The sequence below is a fragment of the Klebsiella aerogenes KCTC 2190 genome (genome assembly GCF_000215745.1).
GTDB classification, from domain to species: Bacteria; Pseudomonadota; Gammaproteobacteria; order Enterobacterales; family Enterobacteriaceae; genus Klebsiella; species Klebsiella aerogenes.
Genome location: NC_015663.1, coordinates 4159459 through 4183787, shown reverse-complemented (window position 1 = coordinate 4183787; position 24329 = coordinate 4159459). Strand labels below are relative to the sequence as shown.

The 24329-nt window shown below is 55.1% G+C and carries 22 protein-coding genes and 1 riboswitch; of the genes, 15 read left to right on the top strand and 7 right to left on the bottom strand.

Going from position 1 to position 24329, the window contains the following annotated elements; genetic code table 11:
- Positions 1-4: 4 nt before the first annotated feature.
- The 5 genes from EAE_RS19790 to tenA form a co-directional block, all read right to left on the bottom strand.
- On the bottom strand, positions 5-1390 hold the full coding sequence (locus EAE_RS19790; protein ID WP_015366536.1) for a diaminobutyrate--2-oxoglutarate transaminase: 1386 nt from the start codon (positions 1388-1390) through the stop codon (positions 5-7).
- A gap of 307 nt (positions 1391-1697) precedes the next feature.
- On the bottom strand, positions 1698-2627 hold the full coding sequence (locus EAE_RS19785; RefSeq protein ID WP_015705475.1) for an ABC transporter substrate-binding protein: 930 nt from the start codon (positions 2625-2627) through the stop codon (positions 1698-1700).
- Between the two features lie 27 nt (positions 2628-2654).
- Positions 2655-3395: an ABC transporter permease gene (locus tag EAE_RS19780; protein WP_015705474.1), complete on the bottom strand. Its 741-nt coding sequence runs from the start codon at positions 3393-3395 to the stop codon at positions 2655-2657.
- A complete protein-coding gene (locus EAE_RS19775) occupies positions 3392-4117 on the bottom strand; it encodes an ABC transporter ATP-binding protein (protein WP_047076421.1) in 726 nt (241 codons plus the stop codon). Before EAE_RS19775 ends, EAE_RS19780 begins: the two co-directional genes overlap by 4 nt.
- Complete coding sequence (gene tenA / locus EAE_RS19770) at positions 4114-4809, bottom strand: thiaminase II (RefSeq protein WP_015705472.1); 696 nt, start codon at positions 4807-4809, stop codon at positions 4114-4116. Before tenA ends, EAE_RS19775 begins: the two co-directional genes overlap by 4 nt.
- A 66-nt stretch (positions 4810-4875) precedes the next feature.
- Positions 4876-4979, bottom strand: a riboswitch (TPP riboswitch).
- A 257-nt stretch (positions 4980-5236) separates the two neighbouring features.
- Between tenA and EAE_RS19765 the strand changes: the two genes are divergently transcribed.
- The 6 genes from EAE_RS19765 (at position 5237) to EAE_RS19740 (ending at position 10625) form a co-directional block, all read left to right on the top strand.
- A complete protein-coding gene (locus tag EAE_RS19765; protein ID WP_015705471.1) occupies positions 5237-6361 on the top strand; it encodes a BamA/TamA family outer membrane protein in 1125 nt (374 codons plus the stop codon).
- 14 nt (positions 6362-6375) lie between these two features.
- Positions 6376-7329: a hypothetical protein gene (locus EAE_RS19760; protein WP_047076422.1), complete on the top strand. Its 954-nt coding sequence runs from the start codon at positions 6376-6378 to the stop codon at positions 7327-7329.
- 66 nt (positions 7330-7395) lie between these two features.
- A complete protein-coding gene (locus EAE_RS19755; protein WP_015705469.1) occupies positions 7396-8502 on the top strand; it encodes a DUF4056 domain-containing protein in 1107 nt (368 codons plus the stop codon).
- Between the two features lie 72 nt (positions 8503-8574).
- Positions 8575-9528, top strand: coding sequence for a hypothetical protein (locus EAE_RS19750; protein WP_015705468.1), 954 nt, complete (start codon positions 8575-8577; stop codon positions 9526-9528).
- 108 nt (positions 9529-9636) lie between these two features.
- Positions 9637-10059, top strand: coding sequence for a hypothetical protein (locus EAE_RS19745; RefSeq protein WP_026612304.1), 423 nt, complete (start codon positions 9637-9639; stop codon positions 10057-10059).
- Between the two features lie 17 nt (positions 10060-10076).
- Positions 10077-10625 carry an RNA polymerase sigma factor gene (locus tag EAE_RS19740; protein WP_015366547.1) on the top strand — a complete coding sequence of 183 codons (549 nt, stop codon included), beginning with the start codon at positions 10077-10079 and terminating at the stop codon, positions 10623-10625.
- A gap of 47 nt (positions 10626-10672) precedes the next feature.
- Here the strand turns inward: EAE_RS19740 and EAE_RS19735 are convergent, their stop codons facing one another.
- Positions 10673-11557, bottom strand: coding sequence for a LysR family transcriptional regulator (locus EAE_RS19735; RefSeq protein ID WP_015705466.1), 885 nt, complete (start codon positions 11555-11557; stop codon positions 10673-10675).
- Positions 11558-11719: 162 nt separating this feature from the next.
- Here EAE_RS19735 and EAE_RS19730 point away from each other — a divergent pair, with 162 nt between their 5' ends.
- The gene (locus tag EAE_RS19730) at positions 11720-12697 is read left to right on the top strand and encodes an NAD(P)H-dependent flavin oxidoreductase (protein ID WP_015705465.1); all 978 of its coding nucleotides are present in this window, start codon (positions 11720-11722) and stop codon (positions 12695-12697) included.
- Between the two features lie 73 nt (positions 12698-12770).
- Here the strand turns inward: EAE_RS19730 and EAE_RS19725 are convergent, their stop codons facing one another.
- Positions 12771-14054 (bottom strand): glycoside hydrolase family 10-like protein, encoded by a 1284-nt coding sequence (locus tag EAE_RS19725; protein ID WP_042897607.1) that lies wholly within the window; start codon positions 14052-14054, stop codon positions 12771-12773.
- Between the two features lie 280 nt (positions 14055-14334).
- Between EAE_RS19725 and EAE_RS19720 the strand changes: the two genes are divergently transcribed.
- The 8 genes from EAE_RS19720 (at position 14335) to tssA (ending at position 24293) form a co-directional block, all read left to right on the top strand.
- Positions 14335-14649, top strand: a complete 315-nt coding sequence (locus tag EAE_RS19720; protein ID WP_015705463.1) for a DUF2502 domain-containing protein — start codon at positions 14335-14337, stop codon at positions 14647-14649.
- Between the two features lie 646 nt (positions 14650-15295).
- A complete protein-coding gene (locus EAE_RS19715) occupies positions 15296-15790 on the top strand; it encodes a hypothetical protein (RefSeq protein ID WP_015366552.1) in 495 nt (164 codons plus the stop codon).
- A 24-nt stretch (positions 15791-15814) separates the two neighbouring features.
- A complete protein-coding gene (gene tssJ / locus EAE_RS19710; protein ID WP_015366553.1) occupies positions 15815-16321 on the top strand; it encodes a type VI secretion system lipoprotein TssJ in 507 nt (168 codons plus the stop codon).
- Positions 16322-16345: 24 nt separating this feature from the next.
- Positions 16346-17689: a type VI secretion system baseplate subunit TssK gene (gene tssK / locus EAE_RS19705; RefSeq protein ID WP_015366554.1), complete on the top strand. Its 1344-nt coding sequence runs from the start codon at positions 16346-16348 to the stop codon at positions 17687-17689.
- Between the two features lie 14 nt (positions 17690-17703).
- A complete protein-coding gene (locus EAE_RS19700; RefSeq protein ID WP_015705462.1) occupies positions 17704-18933 on the top strand; it encodes a DotU family type VI secretion system protein in 1230 nt (409 codons plus the stop codon).
- Between the two features lie 2 nt (positions 18934-18935).
- Positions 18936-22547, top strand: coding sequence for a type VI secretion system membrane subunit TssM (gene tssM / locus EAE_RS19695; RefSeq protein ID WP_015705461.1), 3612 nt, complete (start codon positions 18936-18938; stop codon positions 22545-22547).
- Between the two features lie 16 nt (positions 22548-22563).
- Positions 22564-23271 carry a type VI secretion system-associated protein TagF gene (gene tagF, locus EAE_RS19690; RefSeq protein WP_015366557.1) on the top strand — a complete coding sequence of 236 codons (708 nt, stop codon included), beginning with the start codon at positions 22564-22566 and terminating at the stop codon, positions 23269-23271.
- 11 nt (positions 23272-23282) lie between these two features.
- Positions 23283-24293, top strand: coding sequence for a type VI secretion system protein TssA (gene tssA, locus EAE_RS19685; RefSeq protein WP_015705460.1), 1011 nt, complete (start codon positions 23283-23285; stop codon positions 24291-24293).
- Positions 24294-24329 lie beyond the last annotated feature (36 nt).

Genomic DNA, 24329 nt, shown 5'->3' with positions numbered 1-24329 from the left:
CCACTCAGACCGGTTTTACGCCGGCGGCCAGCAGGGCCTGTTCAAACTTATCGAGGAACACTTCCAGCTCCGCGTCGCTAATCAGCAGGGACGGCAGCAGACGCAGTACGCAACCGTGACGGCCACCGCGTTCCAGGATCAGGCCAGCTTCGAAGCATTTCTTCTGCAGCAGCGCGGAGAGTTCGCCGTCAGCGGGGTAGCAGCCCATATGATCCTGCGCCTCGTTCGGCTTCACGATTTCGATACCGATCATCAGACCGAGACCGCGTACGTGACCGATAACCGGATAGCGTTTTTGCATTTCCGCCAGTTTGCCTTTCAGCCATTCGCCCTGGGCGGCGACTTTGTCGGCAATCTTGTTATCACGCAGATGGCGCAGGGTGGTCAGACCGGTGGCCATCGCCAGCTGGTTGCCGCGGAAGGTACCGGTATGATGGCCAGGTTCCCAGGCATCGAACTCTTTCTTAATGCCCAGAACCGCCATTGGCAGACCGCCGCCAACGGCTTTCGACATCACGATGATGTCCGGCTCGATGCCGGCGTGTTCGAAGGCGAAGAATTTACCGGTACGGGCAAAGCCTGCCTGAACTTCATCGATGATCAGCAGAATGCCGTGCTCTTTGGTGACTTTGCGGATGCGTTGCAGCCACTCAACCGGAGCCGGGTTCACGCCGCCTTCACCCTGCACGGCTTCAAGGATAACCGCTGCAGGTTTGCGAACGCCGCTTTCCACGTCGTTGATCAGGTTTTCGAAGTAGTAGGTCAATGCCTTGACGCCCGCTTCGCCGCCGATACCCAGCGGGCAACGGTAAAGGTGCGGATAAGGCATAAACTGGACTTCCGGCATCATGCCATTGACCGCCGCTTTTGGCGACAGATTGCCGGTCACGGACAGCGCGCCGTGGGTCATCCCGTGATAACCGCCGGAGAAGCTGATCACCGCCGTACGGCCGGTGTATTTTTTCGCCAGTTTCAGCGCGGCTTCGACGGCGTCAGCGCCGGAAGGACCGGTGAATTGCAGGCAATATTCTTTCCCTTCGCCCGGCAGGCAAGAGAGCAGGTATTCAGAGAAGCGATCTTTTAACGGTGTTGTCAGATCGAGGGTATGTAACGGCAAGCCGCTGGTAATGACACTTTGGATGCTCTGCAGTACTTCAGGGTGGTTATGGCCCAGCGCGAGGGTCCCGGCGCCGGCGAGGCAGTCCAGGTACTGTTTGTTATCCGCATCGGTCAGCCAAACGCCTTCGGCTTTGGTGATAGCGAGCGGTAACTTGCGAGGGTAACTCCTGACATTCGATTCGAATTCAGCCTGACGAGCCAAAAAGGTTTCGTTGTTCGCGTCCAATAAATCTGCACTTAAAGTATCAATACGGACTTTATCCGTCATCATATCACTCCCACAACCAGCGTTACGTTTGAACTCTGGTTGAATAAAAAGGTTTAGAAAATTGAATCGGCATTCATAAAGCGCGCACAATATATGGCTTTTTAAATCCGCATTCAATCTTTAATTTAAGGCGCTATTTTGACGCGATTATTACATACAGGAATGTCAATATAATTGGCTGATTTTAAAACTAAATTTCGATTGTTTTTAAAACCATGGAAAGTGTAATTATTAGTGAGAAAGTCTATATATTTTTATTACCGCTTCGCTGAATGACTGACGGAAATACTTCCGTCAGTTTTATGGTTACTTAACGCAGTTCGATCGCATAATTTGCTAAAGGTGTTACTTTTTTCACCAACTTATTGTTATATAAAAATTGTTCATACGCGTCGTAGCGCGGCTTATCTAACGCTGCCGGATCGGTGGCGAACAGCGGCACGCTCTGCAACCACGCCTGCTGGTTCAGTTCGGTATTGAGTTCCGGATGCGCTTTGGCAAATCGCTGCCAGGTTTGCTGCGGATGCGCGCGCAAATAGCTCACTCCCTGCTGTAATGCGTCGAGGAATTTTTTGATTTTAGGGGCGTTGACCTCGGCTTTGTTTGCCACGATCACCAGTTCGTCGTAAGCGGGCACGCCATAGTCTTCCACATTCATGACCACCGGTCTTTTGCCCTGCAGTTTGAGTTCCAGCGCTTCGATATTGCGATAACCGCCGATAACAGCATCGACCTGGCCGGCCAGCAGAGCGCTGGTGAGCTGGAAATTAACGTTGATCAGTTTAATGCTATTAGGGTCGATGTTGGCGTGCTGCGCCATGGTGGCCAGCGTCGCTTGTTCAATACCGCTCACCGAGTATCCCACTTTTTTCCCTTGTAGATTGGCCGGAGATTTGATGCGCGGATCCAGCGCAATCACGGTATTCAGCGGCGAGTGGATCAGCGTCCCGACGCGAACCAGCGGCAGTCCTTCATCGGCGAAGAAGTGAACCTGCGGTTGATAGGTTATCGCTAAATCCGCCTGGCGTGCGGCAACCAGGCGCGGAGGGAGCGCCGGGTCGGAAGGGGGGATGATGTTGACATCCAGCCCGGCATCCCGAAAGGCGCCAATCTGTTCCGCCACCATAATGGGCGCATGATCCGGGTTGATGTACCAGTCCAGTACCAGGGTCAGCTTTTCATTTGCCGATGCCTGGCCGCAAACCAGCAGAGTGAGGCCGGCCAACAGAGGTATACGCATATCTCTTCCTTATTATCTGTTGATAAGTCATTCCGGCGACCAGTTGATCAGCCGGTGCAAAAAGGCGTCTACCGCCAACCACAGCGCGATGGTCAGCAGCACTAAAATGAACAAGGCGGCGAAGCTGATATCGGTTTGCAGACGGGCATTGGCATTCAGCATTACGTAGCCGAGCCCCTCGGCGGAGCCGACCCATTCGCCAATAATCGCGCCAATGGGGGCGACGGCGGCGGCCATCCGCAGGCCGGAACCGAGCGCGGGTAGCGCCGCCATCAGTCGAACATGGCGCAACTGAGCGCCAAAGGAGGCGCCCATGGTGCGGGCCAGATCGAGATAGTCGCGATTGACCCGTTGCAGACCGTCAAAGAAAGCCGAGGTGACGGGAAAGAAGATAACCAGCACCGCCATCATAACCTTGGCGCTCATACCAAAACCAAACCACAGCACCAGCAGCGGGGCGAGGGCGAATACCGGAATGGCCTGGCTGGTCAGTACCAGCGGCATTACCCACCGTTGTAATCGCGGAGACATGGTCATACAGAACGCTAACACCATACCGAGCGCGACGCCGAGCGCCATTCCGCTGAGAATTTCGCTCAGGGTGATAAGGGTATGGCTGGCCAGATAGCTACGGTTATTCCACAGCGCTTCAGCGACCGCCGCCGGAGAAGGCAACAAAAAAGTGGGAATGCCGCTGTAGCACGCCAGCTGCCAGAGCAACAGTAGGCCACAAAATACGCTGCACCCGCGCAGTAACTTGCCCCTCATCCGTTCGCCCTCATCAATTGCTGCAGCAGCTGCGCCTGGCTTGCCAGCAGCGCGGGATCATCCGGGGCGCGAGGCGGGATTCCGCTTAAATGATGACTATCATCAATCCTGCCCGTCGGCGAAAGCACCAGCAGCCGATGGCTGAGGCGGCAGGCTTCCATCGGGTCGTGGGTAATGAGCACTACGGTACGCCCGGTGAGCAAGCGCGCGGCGAGGGTCTGTATCCGCGTTCGGGTAAGCGTATCGAGGGCGGAAAACGGTTCATCCATCAGCACAATGGGGCGATCCTCATAGAGGGTGCGTGCCAACGCCGCGCGCTGGCGCATCCCACCGGACAGCGCGGCCGGGCGTTCATCAGCGCAGGAGGCGAGCCCGACCAGCTCAAGAAGCTCGTTTACCCGCGTGTTATCGGCCTTCTCACCGCGCAGCCTGGCGCCGAGGGCGACATTTTCCCGCACGTTAAGCCACGGATAGAGCAGATCTTTTTGCCCCATCCACGCCAGTCGCGTGGTAACAGGAAGGCCATCGCTGGCGACGACGGTTCCGCGGGTTGGCGCCGCCAGCCCGGCGATAATACGCAACAGGCTGGTTTTGCCCGCGCCGCTGGCCCCCAGCAGCGATACCCATTGCCCGGCGGCAATATCGAAAGAGAGATCGTGAAAGATCTCCCGCGAGCCAAAGCGCAGACATAAATCGCGAATGTGAATACCTGGCGCCATCACCCCTGGTCCTGCCCGGCGGCGTTCAGTCCCATCTGCCAGAAATTACCTTCCAGCCGGGTAGCGGTAGTGAATATGTCGCTCAGTCCGGCTAACCGGGATTCCGCGCCGCGCTGTTGCCAGAGCGTTTCCAGCAGGTCGATCGCCGCGTTGACGCCTTGAAGATAGCTCTCGTCGCCGTAATTGCGGATCCACGGCGCGTAGGGGTTATCGTGCAAGTTGGTTTGTGGGTTGTGCAGCAGACCAAGCCCGATCTCCGCATAGCCCGCGACGCAGGGCAGCAGCGCCGCCAGTAGATCCAACGCGTCGCCGGAGTGGCCGATATCCAGTACGTAGCGGGTGTAGTTGATGGTTTCCATCGCTTCGCTTTGCAGGGCCATAGCGTCTTCACTCAACCCCCATTGCTCGCAATAGCCTACATGTAGCGGTAGCTCAGCAAGGATGGCATTCATCGAGGCGGCGGCGGCGCGCATCTCCGGCAACGTGCGAAGTTTGCTGACCAGCAGGGCATAGCTGCGGGCGAAATGGATTAGGAAAAGATAATCCTGGGTCAGATAGCGCCGAAAGGCTGCCTGCGGCAGCGTACCCGCGGCTAATTGCTGGAGGAAAGGGTGCGACACGTAGCGTTGCCATTCGCCACCGGCCTGCTCGCGCAGTCGACCGTAAAGACCTTGGGTAAAAGCGGGAATCATCATGGGACCTCCTGAAAATAGGGGGAGATCCGGGCGTGCAGAAGTGTGAACAGGCAAAACTGAAAACTGGCGAACATGCCGACCCGTCCCTTCGCTGGCATGACCCAGATCAGGTTCAAAGGGTTCGGCTTTTACGCCATCTCAGCCCTCACGGGACACCCCTCGGTTGCGACATGTTATACGTCATTCACTTTTTGATTACAACGGCGGCGAACTAAAAACCATCGCACATGGTGACACTGTCACTTATTAATAGTCATGAACCAGAACGATAAATAACATTTATCAATTTGTGTGATTAACCACGCTTTTTTATCCAAAAATAAGCAAAGTAAGGAGAGGGTAAGTTGGCGAAGAACAAGGGCTTACGATATATTTTTAGCTCATTCCCTTAATATTCCCTTATGAATGCGTCAGTGCTGGAGACCGCATGAAGCTGGCAGGCCTTACTCTTTTACTGATGCTTGCTCTCGCGCCTGGCGCGTCTCGTGCCGCCCAATTGTTCGACCCTGAAGATGGCATGCTCGATATGAGCCAGTATCTGCAGGATAACCCGTACGGTTTTTTGCCGGTGCCGGTGATGATTACCGAACCGGCTATCGGCTACGGCGGCGGTCTGTTTGGTTTATTTCTGCATGGTAAAGGCTCCCGCGAGGGCGATCGTTTTATTCCACCGGCGCTGACCGGATTCGGCGGCGGTGGGACGCAAAATGGTACCTGGTTCATCGGCGCCGCGCATCGTCATACCTGGAATCATGACAGTATTCGTTATCTGGTTGGCGCGGGCTACGCCAATGTCAATCTCGATATCTATTCGGGTGACATTGCCGGGTTTAACAAAAATGTGGCAGTGCAAACCCATACCAAAGGCTTTGGCGGTCTGCAAAAGCTGTTGTTCCGCGTGGGGGACTCACCGGTTTTTCTCGGCGCCTCGCAATTCTATGCGCACACCGATGTAACCGCGGACAATCAGCTGATCAACAAGGTGTGGCAGCGGGTGTTGGGGGAAAACAGCACCTCTTCGGCCTTGGGCGTGGTGGCGGAATATGACACCACTGATAATTTTTTCTACCCTAAGAAAGGGTTATCACTGCAGGGCGAGTACCGTTTTTACCGCGCTCTTCTCGGCGGCGACTATCATTACAATCAGTTGTCGCTGGATGGTAAATACTTTATCCCGCTGGCGCCGACCTTAACCCTGGCGCTGGCGGCAAATTATCAGTCGCTGACTCATCATGACAAGCATCTAACGCCAATGGCCCGGCCTTACATCGAACTGCGCGGCATCTCGCGTTTTCGCTATCAGGGCGATTATGTCGCTGTCGCCCAGACGCAACTGGCCTGGCAATTTGCGCCGCGCTGGATCCTGCAAGGTTTTGTCGGTATCGGCAGCGCGAGCGATGAGGCGGGGTCGCTGTGGCAGCAAACCGAAGTGGCGTGGGGCACCGGGTTTCGTTATCTGGTCGCCCGTCAGTATGGTTTATTTACCGGCGTCGATGTCGCATTTAGCGAACACGAACAGGCGGTCTATTTTAATGTGGGTTCCGGACTGTAAAGGTACGAATAAAAATGAGATGGAAAATAACCGTCATGACGCTGTTGTTGACCTCTGGCGCCGTGTGGAATGCCTGTGCGGCGGAAAGTGACGACAGTGATAGCTACTTTCCCATCTGGGGAGACGAAGCCCGCGCCCGCGGTTATTCCATCCCGCTGCCATTTGGCGTCAATCTCAGCTATATGAATATGCGCCAGGATATTATGGTCGACAGCATCACCTTTTCCGGACTGAAGCTGGGTAACCATCCGATCCCCAGCGATATGTTCGCCATAGATGCCGGGCACACGCGGGAGAAGAGCAAAACCGAGAATCTTCGTCTCGATATGTGGGTATTTCCGTTCCTTAATGTCTACGGGATTTTAGGCCACACCCGCGGTTCGTCGGTGTCGAATGTGTCGGTCGATGCCGACCCAACGCAATACCGCGGCCTGGATCGCATCATCGCCGGCACAGTGCATAACCTTAATCAAAGTGGCGAGTTGCAAAATATCGATTTTGTTCTCGATTTCAAAGGTACCACCTGGGGGGGCGGGTTCACGCTGGCTGGCGGCTATGAGAACTGGTTTGCCCTCGTCGATACAAATTACACCCGCACCGATTTCGATATTCTCGACGGCAGTATTTCTGCCGTGACAGTGTCACCTCGCGTTGGCTATCGCTTCAACCTTCAGGGGATTTCCGGCCCTTCGCATCTCAGCGTGTGGGTCGGCAGTATGTATCAGGATGTGCAGCAGGAATTTAAAGGCAACCTGGCCGATTTGCATATGCCGCCACAGCTGCAGCCATTGATTGCCGCGGTCAATAAAGACGGCGACGGCAAGTTTGATGTCAAACAGAAACTCACTTCACCATGGAATATGCTGATCGGCGCCCAGTACGAAATCACGCGTAACTTCAACGTTCTGACCGAATTTGGCTTTAACGATCGCAATAGTTTCTTTGTCGCCGGTGAATACCGTTTTTGACTTAACGGCGTGTAGCCATCGGCGAGTATGATGCGCGCTGTTTTTGTGTCATGGAGAACGCTTTTGATGCGTAAGAGTTTGTGGTGGTTATTGGCGGCTGCTTTTTCGGTATTTGCCCAGGACCCGGTATTACCGACGATTCCCGTTAACCATGTCAGCCCGGTAGTGGGTGAATTATCGCCGCCGGAATCGCTGCGCCCATGCTGCGCCTTCGGTTTCGATCTGCGGGTGCGCGCCATTGGCGTGCCAATCCCGGTTTATCAGATTGGTAATGTGCTGACGCTCGATACCTTAGGTGAGCATCATTACAACGATAGCGCGCTCGGCGCGGTCAAAAATCTGGTTGGCTTAAGCGATGAGCACAATGGCCTTATTTATACCCGCCGCGGCGGTTTTATTGATATCGCCCATGTGCGTGATACCGCTGATTACACCTTTTATTTATTCAGCCGAATTTACCCGACGCTGGGGCAGCCAGGACGCATCTTTTATAGCGAGGAACTGGGCGTACGCCGCGTCCAGTTAAATGCCTTTACGCCGCCGGCTTCAATGCCGCAGCGATATACGATTGCCGCCTGGCTTGCCGGCCATCTGGCCTTCGAAATTGCGCAATGGCATGAGATCGCCCAATGGTATGGTTTCCAGTCGGTTCCGGGTTTTTCAGAAGAAATTTCCGCCTTTTCGCCGGAGGACCTCTATTCCAATCTGCTTGGCGCGCGTCTGGCGATTAACGTTATTTTGCAAGGGCAAGCGGGTTCAGTCGATGCTTATAACCGGGCGATGGAAGCGGCGTTAAAACAGGCGCTGGTCAAACTGTTGGTCGCGCCGCAAAGTGAGACCGAGAGGATGTTCCGTGAAGTCGACGGCGACTGGTGGAACAGTAAACGGCGAGTGCCGGATAAATTTCTGGTGCTGAAGCGGAATTACGATCTCAGCGAAAATCGCCTGCCAACGCCGGTTCCTTTTGAACGCACGCCGCCGTATCGCCTGACGATGCCAAAGGAAGTTGCCGGGTTTACGCTCGCGGAACTGGGTCAACTGCAAATCCATCCGGGGCAGGATATGCAGTCGCTGCCAGCGCCGCATAATTTTTATTCTCCGCAGCAGTTCCAGGAGCTCGCTGATAAAGCGCAGCAGGCGGATGCCATTCAGCTGCAGCGTATTGAAAAATAACTAACGTTTGGACGCTGCTGGCTATACTCAATCAAACGAATTCCCCCGTTATTGATGAGGTAGCATCAGGCTATGGTATTTGGTGTTCCGCGTGCGTGCTGGCTGCTACTGACGGTGCTTTTAGTTAGTCAGGAAAGCTATGCCCTGGACGGCAGTCGGCTAAAGCAGCGCGCGGACGCGGTGCTCACCTTAATGAGTTACACCGTGGTACCTGACGTTACCGCCAGCGATCTGAATATTGGCTCCGGCGCGAATGAGAAAAACGAACTAACCCTCACGCAATTTGGCGGCGGCGCCACCTTGAGTGAGGATTTTCCGCTCTATCTGGAAGGCACCCTCGGTTACAGTCGCTACGATCCGCAATTTGTGGTCAGCGATGGTGCCCAGAGCCGTACCATTCCCACCAAATGGAACAGTCTGACCGCTACCGGCGGCGTCGGCTGGGACTTTCCATTGTATCAGGACCGATGGGGCGGAAAACTGGTGCTACGGCCTATCTTCAATATGATGCTGGGCACCATGGCCAGCGATGCACGCCTCGGTCGCTGGGCGCTCGAACGTAAAACGGAGGTTGATATTCGCTTCCTCGATGGTGGGCGACTGAACGCTTATGGGTTGGGCGGTTCGTTAATGCTTGATTATGAACTGTTTTCCAAAACGCAGGATATTGACATAGAAGCGCGCTATTCCGCGATGAATTTGCAAACCTTCGGTAGCACATCAGAAGCGGTCCAGGGGCAGGCCAGCGCCGAAAATCTGGGTATCTACCTTCGTCGACGCGCGCCGATAGCCGACTGGACGCTGCTGAAAAGCCCGGTGCGCTACGTGCTGGAAGGCGCTCATACTATCTATCTTGGCGACCAGCGCGGTGAACTCGGCTTTGATAGCCTGAGTTCGCTCGGCATTGGTCTGGAACTCGACAGCAGCCAGTATCCGGTATTTATCACCCGTACCCGACTGGTGGCCCGCTATATGTTCGGTAATAACACCGAAGGGTATGGCCTCGGTTTAGCGATGAGTTTCTGAGTCATTTACCCGTTTTCATGATTGCGCTATTTTTTTCATTTTTATTGGCAATATTTTCTTCGCTGATTCGTCTACCTCGATACATACATTTTTATGAGGTAATTGACGATGAGAGATTTTGAACGACACGGGCATCATCACCAGGGTTTTGGACGTCACAGAATGGCGCGGCCGCTGATTATCGGCGCGGTGATTGTTGTGGTGCTGAGTCTGGTCGTGATGTCGCTATGGAACGCATTGCTGCCAGCTATCTTCGGGGTGAAAAGCATCGGTTTCTGGCAGGCTTTGGGATTACTGGCGCTGTGCCGTATCTTGTTTGGCGGTTTAGGTTTTCATCGCGGTATGTTTGGTATGGCGCAGGCGCGTCGACGCATGCATGAACGCTGGATGACCATGACCCCGGAGCAGCGAGAGGAGTTTGCCCAACGTTTCGGCCGCCACGGACATCGCGGCCGTTGCGGCTGGCATGAACGTCGCGGTGGGCAACCGACTGACGATAACCCATCGGCGAAAGCGCCGGATGCCGAGTGAACGAGGTAAACAATGCGATGGCGGGGGAATCACGGCTGCTGTCTGCGCTTGCCGCCTGTCGTGCGCGTTTAAGCGCGTTTATTCGCGGTAGAACCGCCGTACGTGACGATGCCGATGACATCCTGCAGGAAGTCACCCTGCAACTGATGAAGGTCGAGCAACCGGTGGAGAACGTGGCGGCATGGTTATTCCGGGCGGCGCGTAATGAAATGACCGACCGGTCGCGTAAGAAGCGCGAGTTGCCATTAACATTCGATACTGATGAAGATGGCGATGGCGGCTTTGCCGAGGATGAGCTGGCGGAAACGCTGTTTGGCGTCGCGCAGACGCCGGAGGAAGCCTATCTTAAAGAACTGCTGTGGGAGGCTTTAACCGAGGCGCTGGCGGAGCTGCCGCCGCTGCAGCGTGAAGCCTTCGAGAAAACCGAGCTGCAGGGCTATAGCTACAGGGAGCTGGCGGCAGAGAGCGGCGCTAGCGAGCAGGCGTGGCTGTCGCGTAAACACAAAGCGGTGCTGTTTCTTCGCAGCCGTTTGCGAACGCTCTACGATGAACTTACCGCACCTTAATTCATGCCCGGCGGCAGATAGCGCCGGGCTTTATTTTATCTGTATTTCTATAACATTGTCGCCAGCCACTCGGCGAAGACGCGCACCTTGCGCGAAACATGACGATGGGGATAAATAAGCGATAACTTCCTGGAGGGAACCGGATTATTCGGCAGGACTTCAACCAGCTCGCCGCTTTTCAACCAGGGGTGAAGGAAAAGATCCAGACCCTGCATAATGCCGAGTCCAGCAAGGCCAGCGGCGATGTAAGTCTCTGAATTATCCACCACCAGTTTACCCTCTAGCGAAATGTTCTGCTGCCCGGCGTCAGTTTGAAACACCCAGCGCATGGTCTGATGATTACTGTTATTCAGCCAGTTGATCGCCTGATGATGCCGCAGGTCGTCAAGGGTTGCGGGAACGCCGTATTTCGCCAGATAGGCCGGGCTGGCGCAGGTTTTCATACCGACGGTACCGAGATGACGTGCGATATAGTCACCGTCTTCAAGCTCGCCAATGCGCAGGACGCAATCGAGGCCCTCGCGAAGCATATCCCGCCGCCGGTCGGAGCTGCTCAGCACAATTTCAATCTCCGGATGTTGCTGATAAAAGGCGGGGAGATTCGGCACGACCACTAACTTCGCCAGGGAGATAGGCATATCTATGCGCAGTTGTCCACGTAGCGGACGCTGCGGGGCGAAAGATTCCATAAGATCATCGGCCTGCGCCAGCAGGGGTTTACTACGACGATAAAACGCCTCGCCATCAGGGGTGAGGTGGATCTGTCGGGTGGTTCGCTGCAGAAGCCGAACGCCGCAGTGCTGCTCAAGCTGCTGTAGCGCTTTCGTGACCGCCGGGCGATGGATCTGTAGATTCTCGGCGGCGCGCGTAAAGCTGCCAGACTCGATAATCTCGATAAAAATCTTAATAGATTCAAACAAATTTAAGTTCATTTGTGCCAATGTGCTCCGATGACAACATCGTATTTCACTTTGATTATTACTTATTTAATAACAGTGAAGGATAACTTTTACTATTTTTCCCAACAATAAAGCGGCCTACAGTGGCGTCATCCCAGCGCTAAGCGCCAGAAAACACACTAAGGAAGCAGCATCATGCAAAACCATTCTGTTAGCCATATTCTCGGTATTGAAAAACCTGTCATTCAGGGGCCGCTATCCTGGCTAACCGACGCCCGGTTAGTCGCCGCAGTCAGTAATGCCGGCGGGCTGGGCGTATTAGGGCCGAACGCAGGTTTAACCGCACAAACCGCTGTCTCGACGCCGCAGGAAACGGCAGAAAAGATGCGTGAAGAGATCCGTAAAACGAAACGACTCACCGAGAAACCTTTCGCTGTAAATCTCATTCCGACGGTTGAAAACGATATCTGGACGCCGCCGATTGTAGAGGTAGTCAAGGAAGAGGGGGTTAAAGCGGTGGTTTATACCGGCTATGGTCAAGGAGCTATCATTCCCTCGCTGTTTGCCACGCTTAAGCAGGCCGGGATCAGCATTATTTATCGTGATATTAACCCGACGCCGGAAAACAGCCGCGAGGCCGAGGAGATGGGCGCTGATGTTATTGTCGCCACCGGCTTCGACGAAGGCGGAACGCTTCCGGGAACGGCGCTAGGGACGTTTTCCATCGTGCCATTGATTGTTGATGCGGTGAAGCGTGTGCCGGTGCTGGCGGCTGGCGGGATTACCGACCGGCGCACCGCCAGGGCCGCCCACGCGCTGGGCGCGCAGGGGGTATTTGCCGGCTCCGTGTTTATCAGCACCACCGAGAGCCGCGTGCCGCCATCGGTGAAAGAGATGATCGTGCAAGCTAACGGTCTGGATTTGCAGCTATTTCGCACATTGCCAGATTACTATCGTTCGCTGCCGGGTAAATTAGCCGCCAGGCTGGTGGCGTTAGATAAATCCGGCGCCAGTAATGAAACCATAGCCGCGGAAATGGGCGGTTTACGCGGCCTGCGAATTGGTATGCTGGAGGGCAACACTGACGAAGGCTACATTTCACTGGGAACCGGCATCGGCAGTATTCAGCGGATCAAGAGCGTAGCGGAAGTGGTGGAGGAACTGACGGTTTAATCTGCCTTCCCGCGTTCTCATGCGGAAAACAGAAACTCCCCGTTGCGACAACGGGGAGGGTGATTAGCCGGAATTAGCTACCCCAGCGCTGCTGCAGATACTGAACCGCCTGCTGGGTTTGCGGCTGGTTAAGGTTGTTTTCACGAAACAGAATCGTCCCCTGAATACCCGGTGTGGTTTCATTGAGGTCGATCTGTTTTTTCAGCTCCGGCACGCCGCCGTCGACCATCCAGTCTGGTTCATTTTTTGACGGTTCGCCGACTTTATACAGCGCCACGCCGATATAGAGCCGGGTGTGAGTGGGTTTCACGACATCGGCCCACCACTTAGCCAGCACATCATAGCGCGCGGCGTCGCGGGCGAACGGCCAGTACAACTGCGGCGCGATATAATCCAACAGCCCTTGTTGTACCCAACTGCGGGTATCGGCATAGGACTCGTCATAGGCCGCCGCGCCGCGGGTGTCAGAACCGGCCGGATCGTGGGAGCGGTTGCGCCATACCCCCGCCGGGCTGACGCCAAACTCAACCTGCGGATTGAGTTTCTTGATGGTCTGTGAGACCTGCGCTATCAACTGTTGGGTGTTGTGACGCCGCCAGTCGGCTTTCGAAGCATAACCCTGTCCATATCGCTGATAGGTTTGATTATCGTTCAGCGTCGATCCCGGCGTCTCAGTATAGAAATAGTCATCAAACTGTACGCCGTCGATGGGATAGTTTTGCACCACTTCCGCCACGATACTGGTGATCCAGTCACGAACTTCCGGGATCCCAGGGTCGAGGACAAAACGATCGCTGGCGGTGCGTATCCAGTTACGGTGTAAAACAAATACGCTGGCGGGAACCTGAGTCAGGGTGTGGTTAAGTTCGGCGATGGTGGCGGGTTTGGTATTAACCGAAACACGATACGGGTTGAACCACGCGTGAACTTTCATCCCGCGTTTATGCGCTTCATCGAGCATAAACTGCAGCGGATCGTAGCCGGGATTTTCGCCAATTTTGCCGGTCAGCATGTCTGACCACGGCAAGATGTGGGAATCCCACAGCGCGGTACCATCCGGTTTGACCTGGAAGAAGACGGTATTGATGCCCAGGCGTTGCAGATTGTCGAGCTTGGCAATCAAGGCCAGCTTTTGCTGACTGATGCGGCTTTCCGGACTGCTGGCGATAATTGAACCCACCGGCGGCCAGTCGAGACGGGAAACCGTGGTGATCCAGACGCCGCGTACTGGCTGCTGATTTTTTACCGATTTTTGCGTAACGGGCGGTTTGCTGGCGGTCACCAGCGATTTTGGCGCTTTACTTGAGCAAGTCACGAGCAGCAGTACGGCGGCGGCAACCGCGCCGAGCCGGGTCATGCTGGTGACGGAGAGGAGGCGACGAGAAGCGATAATCATTACTCCCGTAGGCATGTAGACGCTTGAAAAATCACATTGTCTTATGATTCCCCCACCAGGGCAAGCCGCGCTCCGATGCAAAGAAAAATAAAACGCATTTTGTCTATTATCCGTACGCGTAACGTGCAGAACTAACGACAACCTTTCTCAGCAGTTAGCTGAAAAAGCAGAATTAACCTGGATAATTAGCTGGTCAGTTGTGTTACAACATATTACGAGACGCACAGCTAAGGAGAATCCGATGCGAAAAATATTATTGCTGGCCGCCGTTTTGCTGGCATCCGCACCGATCGTCACCCAGGCCGAGGAGATTACGCTTTTACCGGCTATTAAACTGCAGATAGGCGACCGGGATTCCTACGGTCATTACTGGGATGGCGGCCGTTGGCGTGACAAAGACTACTGGCATCGTCATTATGAATATCGTGACAAGCACTGGCGAAAGCTAGAGAAAAAACAGCGTAAAGCCTACGAGAAGGGCTATCACGACGGTCGTAAAGACGCGAAGAAGCGTGAGAAAGAATACTATAAACACCACAAGAATCATCATCACTAAAACAACAACGGGGCCATCAGGCTCCGTTTTAGTTCCTGCATTTCATCCTCCTAAGATTCAACTCATTATTCGCTGTTGTAGTTGCTTCGCGTAATCTGCCTTTAGAAGCCCACCGCAATAATGTCAAATATCGCTTTGAGTTTTTACAGTGTAAGCATTACCTGATGACAATAAAAATAGCCTACCAAGATTGGTGGGCAATTTTGCCGCCAAATATTTTTTAAGACTATTCCATATTCACAGCGAATGAAAAATCCGATTTGCAAAATAATTAAATATATCTTTTAAATCACATGGTTAAATTACACTTTATTTTGTATGGTTTTTGGGATTACACTTTTTTGGCGATTGTTCGTCTTTCAGCGCTAAATGCGTGAGTGAGATTAATCCTAAAAATTTAAATACGCTAACCACCCATAACTACGAGGCGAAATTGCGTGTTGAATTGACTCGATCGATCTGTAAAATTGTGTGGTGATAGTTAATGAAATGTAATAAAGGGATCCACTGCGGTGAAGATTCGTGCGGTAGCTATGGCCATATCACAGCTGGAACCCTTTTACGCACAGTGATTAAGGATATTCAGACTTGTTATTCAAGCAGGGATAACCCTTAAGAAAATAATAGCATTGCAATGGAAAAGCATATGAAAACGCGAGTGTTTTTAGCCGCTATGATTGCGGTTTCACTGGCAGGGTGCGAAGCGCCGCCGAAGCCGCAAATTACCGATGACACCATTGAAACCACGCAGGTTAACGGCGTCAATTTGACCCATCGCCATATTGTTGTTCCTCCAACGGAATTTACCCCGATTAACGCAGAATATCGCGCGCTGTATTCCGCCGCGGTAATGAGCCAGGCCGGGTATGGCGGCAAAGTGATTGTGCAATTAGTTCCAGGTGCTAATTATATTGCATTGGGACAGGCCCAGGACGGCTGGATAGCGTTAGCCAATGAAGGTCAGGAAAATTTAATTGGCTATGCTCCGGCCAATGCCGTTGTCAAAAGTGAGCTGTATGATAAAACGGTTCGCGAACAGTCGAAGCGCCCGAAGGCGCGTAAGAAAGCGACCTGCGTGAGCGTCGACGGAAATACCAAAGCCTGCAAAAACGGCAATAACGGTACCTGGATTCTGGATTAATCCCGCCTTTACGAGCGACACCGTATGAATAATAACTCTCTTTTACGCCAGGTCATGCTGGCGTTTTATTTGTTTCTTTTTACGTTGGTTAGTGGATGTGGTTCGTCTTCACACAGCGACCCTGCCCGATACAATCTTCAGTTCCAGGCCCACCCGCAAATTAACCGTTCTGCGCCATTAAAGGTCAGAGTGTTAGTGCTGAAATCCGATGCGGAATTCATGTCCGCCGATTTCTACTCCTTACAAAATAACGCGCAAAAAGTTCTCGCCGGCAACTTGCTGAACAGCGATGAATTTTTCCTGATGCCGGGGCAACTGGCAAAAAAACTCAGCGGGCAAAGCTCGCCGGAGGCGCGTTATATCGGAGTGATGGCGGAATACCAATCTCTGGATGGTAAAAAGTGGCGCATTTCTCTTCCTCTGCCAACGCCTGGCGAAACCCCTTTCTGGCAGTTCTGGAAACTGTCGGCAGATCAACTGCAAGCCAATTTATATCTTGACGTTAACGGGATCCGCGTCGTGCAGCAATAGCGCGAGCCCTAACAGGAAATTTGTATGAATAAAGCAGAAAAGGTGGTCTGGACCGAAGGCATGTTTTTGCGTCCGCATCACTTTCAGCGGGCAGAAAGCTACCTGCAAACGCAAATTCGCGAATGGGGCGGATTACAGCGCTCCTGGCTGTGGGGTTTTCTTGAGATTGAACTTGATGATGCGATGCTGCGTCAGGGGTGCATAGCTCTGAGCTATGCCAGCGGCCTGCTGCCGGATGGGACTTTCTTCCAGTTTCGCGATGCTCGTCAGGGCCCGGCGCCGTTGCAAATCCCGGATAACGTCACGGGCGAAAAAGTCGTATTGGCCTTGCCGGTACGCCGCGGCGGTCGGGAAGAGGTTATCTTCAGCGAGGAAAAAGACTCGCTGGCGCGATTTACCGCGTTTGAACAGGATGTGGAAGATGACAATGCGCTGTCGGTCGGCGATGCCACCGTGCAGTTTGCCCGCCCGCGGCTCACCCTGATGCTGGAAAAGGATTTGACCGCCGAGTGGACGGCCATCGGCGTGGCGTTCATCGCCGAAAAGCGCAACGATAACGCCGTAAAACTCGATAATGGCTATATCCCGCCGATGCTTAACGGCATCAATCATCCTTTGATTTACGCGATGATCAACGACTTGCATGGTCTGCTGGCGCAGCGTAGCCAGCAAATCGGCAGCCGGCTACGACAGCCGGGGCGTTTTAATACTTCCGAATTAATTGAGTTCACTCTACTTGCGCTGGTCAATCGCCATCTCGGCCATCTCTCACATCTCAAAACGCTGCCGTTAGTTCATCCCGAGTCATTGTGGAATAGCTGGCTGCCGTTCGCCGCCGAGCTGACGACCTGGATGGCGCAGCGCGGTCCGGATGCTGCGTTGCCGATTTATGACCATGACGATCTCGCGAGCTGCTTCGGCAAACTGATGCTGTTGCTGCGCCAGGGGTTATCACAGGTAATGGAAGACAATGCCATCCAACTGCCGCTGATAGAACGATCGCATGGGTTGAACATCGCAACGGTACCCGAGAGCAGCATGGTGCGTGATTTCGGATTCGTATTGGCAGTTAAAGCCAGCGTACCAGGTGATGTTCTGCAAACGCACTTCCCGGCGCAGATGAAAGTCGCGCCGGTGAGCAAAATTCGCGATCTGGTGCAACTACAGCTTCCGGGTTTAATTCTGCGCGCTATGCCCGCCGCGCCGCCGCAAATCCCGTGGCATGCCGGTTACAACTACTTTGCAGTCGAGAAGGGCGGCGAGCTGTGGAACGACATGGAGAAATCTGGCGCCTTCGCTCTGCATCTGGCAGGCGAGTTCCCCGGCCTGGATATGGAATTTTGGGCTATCCGTAGCCCGTCGGAATAAGAAAGCGAGCGTTGATGATGCAGGAACAACAGGCCGATGCCAACCATGGCGTGAGCGGCAATAATCCCCTGGTGACGGCCGCCAACCCATTACTTAATGCGATTCCCCAGATCCGTCATTCGGTATCGCACGATGACCAGGCCGGTTTGCGCCAGCGTTTGATTGATGAAATCCGCCGTTTTGAAGTGCGCGGTCAGCAGGCGGGGTTACCCTACGAAGTAATAGTCGGCGCCCGTTACTGCCTGTGTACCGCACTGGACGAGGCTGCGGCCTTGACGCCATGGGGGAGTAGCGGCGTCTGGTCGGGCAGCGGTCTTTTAGTGACCTTTCACAATGAAACCTGGGGCGGGGAGAAGTTTTTCCAGCTGCTTGCACGCCTGTCGCAGAATCCGCGCGAACATATCAATCTGTTGGAACTGATCAACTACTGCTTATTGCTCGGCTTTGAAGGGCGTTACCGGGTAATGGATAACGGCCGCACGCAGTTGGAAACTATCAAACAGCGCCTGTGGCAGATGATTTGCGGCGTACGCGGCGGCTACGCGCCGCCGTTATCGGTTCACGGCGAGGATCGCCCGGTGCTGCGTAAACTGTGGCGTCCGGTGGTGCCGCTGTGGGCCTGCGTCGCGCTGGCGGGGTTCGCCGCCTGTCTGTTCTATATCATTCTTAACTGGCGGCTTGGCGATGCTACCAACCCGGTGTTGGCGAAAATTTACCAGACGCCGTTGCCGGAAGCGTCGATTGCTCAGCCGGCGGAAAAATTGCCGGCGGTACTTAACCTGCGAGGTTTTCTGCGCCCGGAAATTGCCGAAGGGCTGGTTGCGGTCCGTGACGAAGCGGACCGCAGCGTGGTGATCCTCAAAGGCGACGGGCTCTTTGCTTCGGCCTCAACGGTGGTGCGCGATCGCTACGACCCGGTCATTGACCGTATTGCGCAAGCGATGAACAACGTCAGCGGCCGCATTCTGGTGGTCGGCTATAGCGATAACGTGCCTATCCGCAGCGCGCGCTTTGCCTCGAACTACGAGCTGTCGCTGGAACGCGCGCGTTCGGTACAAAAACAACTGCAAAATCATCTAACGCAGCCCGAACGCGTAAAAGCCGAAGGGCGAGGGGAAATGAACCCCATCGCGCCGAATACCACTCCTGAGAACCGTGCCCGTAACCGCCGTGTGGAAATTACTCTGCTGGTGTCGCCCGATAATACCCGGGCTGAGCTGAACGGATTGCCCCAAGGAAATTAAGGATGCTGACACTTCTGCTTTCCATACTGACCAACCGGCTGCTGTGGGGTTTTCTCGGCGCCACGGCGGTGGCGGCCGTCATCTGGATGATTGGCCCGCTATTGTCGATTGTCGATACCAGGCCGCTGGAATCGGAACAAAACCGCGTTATATCTATTGCGCTGGTGTACCTCATCTGGGCGCAAAGCCACATTCTGCCGCGTCTGTACAACGCCTGGCTTAACCGCAAGCTGATGGATAACCTGAAGGAAGACACGCCGAAGGGCAACGATCCGCAGCAGCGCCTCAATAGCGAAGACCAGATCCTCGCCGATCGCTTTGATGAAGCCGCGCAAATGTTGAAAAAAGCGCACTTCAGCAAAACCGGTAATGGTCAGTGGACCCAGCGCTTTAGCACCCACTATCTGTATCAGCTGCCGTGGTATGTGATAATTGGCGCATCCGGCTCCGGTAAAACCACAGCCTTAGCCAACTCCGGGCTGCAGTTTCCGCTAGCCGACCGCTTCGGTAAAACGGCGTTACGCGGCATCGGCGGCACGCGCAACTGTGACTGGTGGTTTACCAACGAAGCCGTGCTGCTGGACACCGCCGGGCGCTATACCACCCAGGAGAGCGAGCAGGCGCAGGACGCCAGCGAGTGGCTGAAGTTTATGGGGTTATTGCGTAAATACCGCCGCCGCCAGCCGATTAACGGCGTTATCGTCACGGTAAGTATCTCCGATCTGTTAACGCAATCGACGGAGGCCTCGCGGCAGCAGGCGGTTAATCTGCGCCAGCGTCTCTCTGAACTACATGAACAATTGGGTATTCGTTTCCCGGTATACGTACTGGTGACGAAGGCCGATCTGCTTAAAGGCTTCCGCGCCTGGTTTGCCGGTTACGACAAGTCGCAGCGCGATCAAATCTGGGGCTTCACTTTCCCGTGGGAGCAGGCAAGCCTTGCTGACTTCGATCTGATGGGCCGCTTTACCCAGGAGTTTGCGTTACTGCAACAACGGCTTGAAGCGGGGCTGCCGGATACGATGCTGCAAGAGCATGATGCCAAAACCCGCGCCGAAGCCTGGCTGTTCCCGCAAGAGTTTGCGGCGTTGCGACCGCTGTTAGCGGACTATCTTAGTACCGTTTTTGCCCGCTCTAACTTTGAAACCGAGTTTTCACCGCGCGGCATTTATTTCGCCAGCGGCACCCAGGAAGGGTTACCGTTCGACCGCGTGATGGGCGAACTCAATCGCGCGCTGTCTTTGCCGCAGGGAAATGAAAACGACAACTGGGACTCGGTCAGTAAAGAAGCGCCGATCCCCGGCGCCAAGGGCCAGAGTTATTTCATTAAAAACCTGCTGCAAAACGTGATTTTCCAGGAAGCCGGCATCGCGGGGCAGAACCGCTGGTGGGAACTGCGTAACCGCGCGGCGATCTGGTCAGGCTATGCGGCGCTCGCGGCGCTGTTAATCATTTCATGCGTACTGTGGTTGACCAGCTACGGCAAAAACAAGGCCTACCTGCAAGAAGTCTCGGCGAAGGTGCCGCAGATTGAGCAGCAGAGCAAAGCGCTGCAAAACCCCGAGCAGCGCGATCTGTTCGCCATGCTGCCGCTACTCAACGGCCTGCTGGAATTGCCGAAGAGCGCCGATTTTGACGTCAACGACCCGCCGGTTAGCCGCCGGATGGGGCTCTATCGCGGAAATGATGTCAGCGACGCCTCGCAGACGCTGTATCAAAAAGCGCTGCAGCAAATGCTGCTACCGGATGTCGCCATGCGTATCACTACCTGGTTGCGCAACGATAATGGCAGTGACGCCGAATATAGCTACGAGGCGTTGAAAGCCTATCAAATGCTCTATCAGCCCAAGCAGTATGACGGCAAGTTTTTACTCTCCTGGGTGATGCTTAACCTGCAGCGTAACCTGCCGCAAAACGTGACGCAGGCGCAGCTACGACAGCTGGAAGGGCATCTGGTCCAGCTACTGGAACCGCAAATCCAGTCCTCGCCGTATGCCAAAGACGATGCGCTGATCGCCCGCGAACGGGCGTTGATTAACCAGCAACCGCTCTCCTCAAGAGTGTATGGTCGGCTGAAACGTCTGCTTGAGCATGACGACAATCTGAAAGCGGTCTCGCTGGCGACGCTCGGCGGGCCGCAGAGCGAACTGGTGTTCTCGCGTAAAAGCGGTACACCGATCGCAGAAGGCGTGCCAGGGCTGTACACGCCAGATGGCTACTGGCAGGTGTTCAATAAACAGATCGATAACGTGACCAGCGCGCTGCATGAAGATGATATCTGGGTGCTGGGCGCCGCCAGCGCGTCGGAAGATAAGCAGCAAACCGATAACGCCGTCCGCCAGCTCTATATGCGTGATTTTATCGCCAACTGGGATCGCTTCCTCGCCGATATTCAGCTCAACAATAGCGCCGATCTGTCATCGCGGATCAACACCGCGCGCCTGCTTTCCGCCAGTAACTCGCCGCTGCGCCGGCTGGTTATCAGCCTGAGCCAGGTGCTGAACCTGGCGCGCGCCGAGCCGGATACGGTTAAAAGCGAAAGTTCAGCCGAGCAGGGCAACCGTGCGACCCGAACGCTGGAAGCGCTTTTTCGCCATGATGAGGGCGGCGCAACCCAGGGCGCGGCGCTTAGCCAGACGCCGGAACAGCTGGTAACCGAACACTACGCGCCGCTGATCGAGCTGGCGCAGCCGTTGGAAAAGGGCGGCAAAACGATTGTGTTCGACGATTTCCTCAAACAGATCGACGAACTTTATCGCTACTTGACCGCGGTACAGGATGCCGCCAACAGCGGTATGCAACCGCCGGGCGGCGACGCGATTAGCCGTCTACAGGCCAGCGCCGGGCGCTTACCGGGCGGACTGCAAACCATGTTCAGCAAAATGGCGGTCGGCGCCAGCAGTGATACCCAGCGCCGCGATCTTGATAACGTACGTAAACGGATTAACGTGGAAGTCGGCGGATTCTGCCGCCAGGCTATCGCCGGGCGCTATCCGCTGGTTCGCAGCGCCAGTAGTGAAGTCACGCCGGACGATCTGGCGCGTATGTTCGCGCCGGGCACCGGCATGATGGATACCTTCTTCCGTGACAACCTGACCAATAAAGTCGATACCACGCAGTCCAGCTGGCGTTTTATGCCCGGCATCGATGGCAAAACGTTGCCGGGTAGTGAAGGGTTATTAAGGCCTTTCCAGCAGGCGCAATCGATCCGCGACGCGTTCTTTGCCAATGGCGCGACCACGCCGTCATTTAAAGTGACGGTGCGCACCATCAGCATGGACAACCAGATCCTCAACCTGACGCTGGATGTTGATGGCCAGCAGTTGCGCTACAGCCACGGTCCGCAGGCGGTGCAAATGATGAGCTGGCCAGGGCCGGGCGGCACCAATCAGGTGCGTATGCAACTCGGTCTGGCCGATGGCACCACCTCGACGCTGGTGACCAGCGGCTCATGGGCGCTGAACCGCTTCTTTGATAAAGCGCGCACCGCGCCCGGCAGCAGCAGTTTGAGCCGTCAGGCAACGTTTAACGTCGATGGTTATCAGGTCACGCTGGAGTTTGCGCCGAACAGTATTCGCAATCCGTTCCAGCTTCCCCGTTTCTCATGTCCATAACCGCAAGGAAAGCCGAATGACTCACGCCCCTGCGATGAGCTGGTACGGGAAACTCCCCAGTACCGGCGATTTTTTACAACGTCGATTTCCGGACATGCTGGTTCGCCAGTGGTCGCAATGGTTTCAGGTGGGGCTGTTGGCCTGGCAACAGGAGCAACAGCGTAGCGGCGAACGCCAGTTCAGCAACGCGCCGGTGTGGAATTTTATCGTCCCGCCGATGTTGAGCGGCCAGATGGTACAGATGGGGTGTCTGATCCCCGGACGCGATCGGGTAGGCCGCCAGTATCCCATCTGCGCGCAAATGGCCTTCAACCCGCTGGAGTGGTCGCCTTCAATCCTCACTCAGGCCGGAGAGTGGTATCAGCAGGTGGGCAGAACGCTGCTGCATGCGGTACGTAATGGCTTTTCCGCTGAACAACTTGACCAGGCGCTACTCGCCATTCCGGCGCCAAAGCTGGTAGAGGCGGAAAAGCGTTCGGAAATACTCGACGTGATTGGCTATCAGCAAGATGGGCAAAGCTCCCTTGGCTGGCAGCAGGCGGCGGACTGTTTTGATCCGCAGCGTCAGACCAGTTTTTGGTGGACCAACCGCGCCGATGGTTATCCGCTCTATACCCACGTCCATAGCGGTAATTTGACCGGCCAGCTGTTCACGCTGCTGTTTGATCCCGCCGGGGGCGCGAGACCGGGCCGTCACGGTCTGTATCCGCCGATGTTTGAATAAGCAGGTAGGCCATGAATATTGATGAATTCCTTGCTCCGGTTAGCGCGGAGCAGCCCTGCGGTGAAAACCTCGAATATGACGCCGATTTCCAGGCAATGGAACAAGCGATGCAGGGTAAAGCCGAGCAGCAGTTCGGCGACACCATTATCCCGGCGGAACCCGCTGACTGGACGACGGTAGAAAAGCTGGCGGCTGGGCTACTTAGCCGCACCAAAGATTTGCGCGTCATGCTGGCGCTGACTCAGGCGTGGACAAAACGCCGCGGTCTGAGTGGTTACGCGGATGGCCTGCTGCTGGTGCAACAGGCGCTGTCGCTTTACTGGCAGCCTATCTATCCGCTGCTGGAAGAGTATGGCGAAACTGATCCGTTTTACCGTATCAATGCGCTCGCGGGGCTAAGTGATAAATCAGCGCTGACCAGCGCGTTACGCAATGCCGTGCTGTTACGCAGTAATGGCGATGAACTGCTATTGCGCGATGCGCAGGCGCTGCTCGATGGCAGTAAAACCGAATGCACGGATTATCCCGGCGGCCGTTCGCGATTGATTGATGAACTGGCCCGCGGCGGACAGCCGGGGATTGACGCCATCCTCGCCATTCACCAGCGCTTGCAGACCATCCGCGAAATATTATGCGATTGTCTGGGTGAAAGCGGCGTGCCGGAAATGGAACAACTGCAGAAGACCGTCGGTATCGTCGCCGGCGCCTGCCAGATAACCGATATTTCGTCCTTTCACGCGTCCCGCGAGGAGAGTGCCGTGAGTGAACATCAAGCGATTCCCGACGCGCATGCGCCGTCAGCCGTTGACTGGCGCAGCGCGCAAATCAGCAGCCGCGCCGAGGCGCAGCAAATGCTGGAAAAAGTAAAACAGTACTTCGCCCAGCACGAACCGAGTCACCCTGCGCCGCTGATGATTGAACGGGTACAGCGGCTGATTGAGCTGGATTTTATGGACATCATCCGCGATTTAGCGCCGGACGGCGTTCATCAACTGGAAAACATTTTTGGACGTCGCGACTGACGCGTCCGGACATTATGGCGACAGGCATAAGGTCTG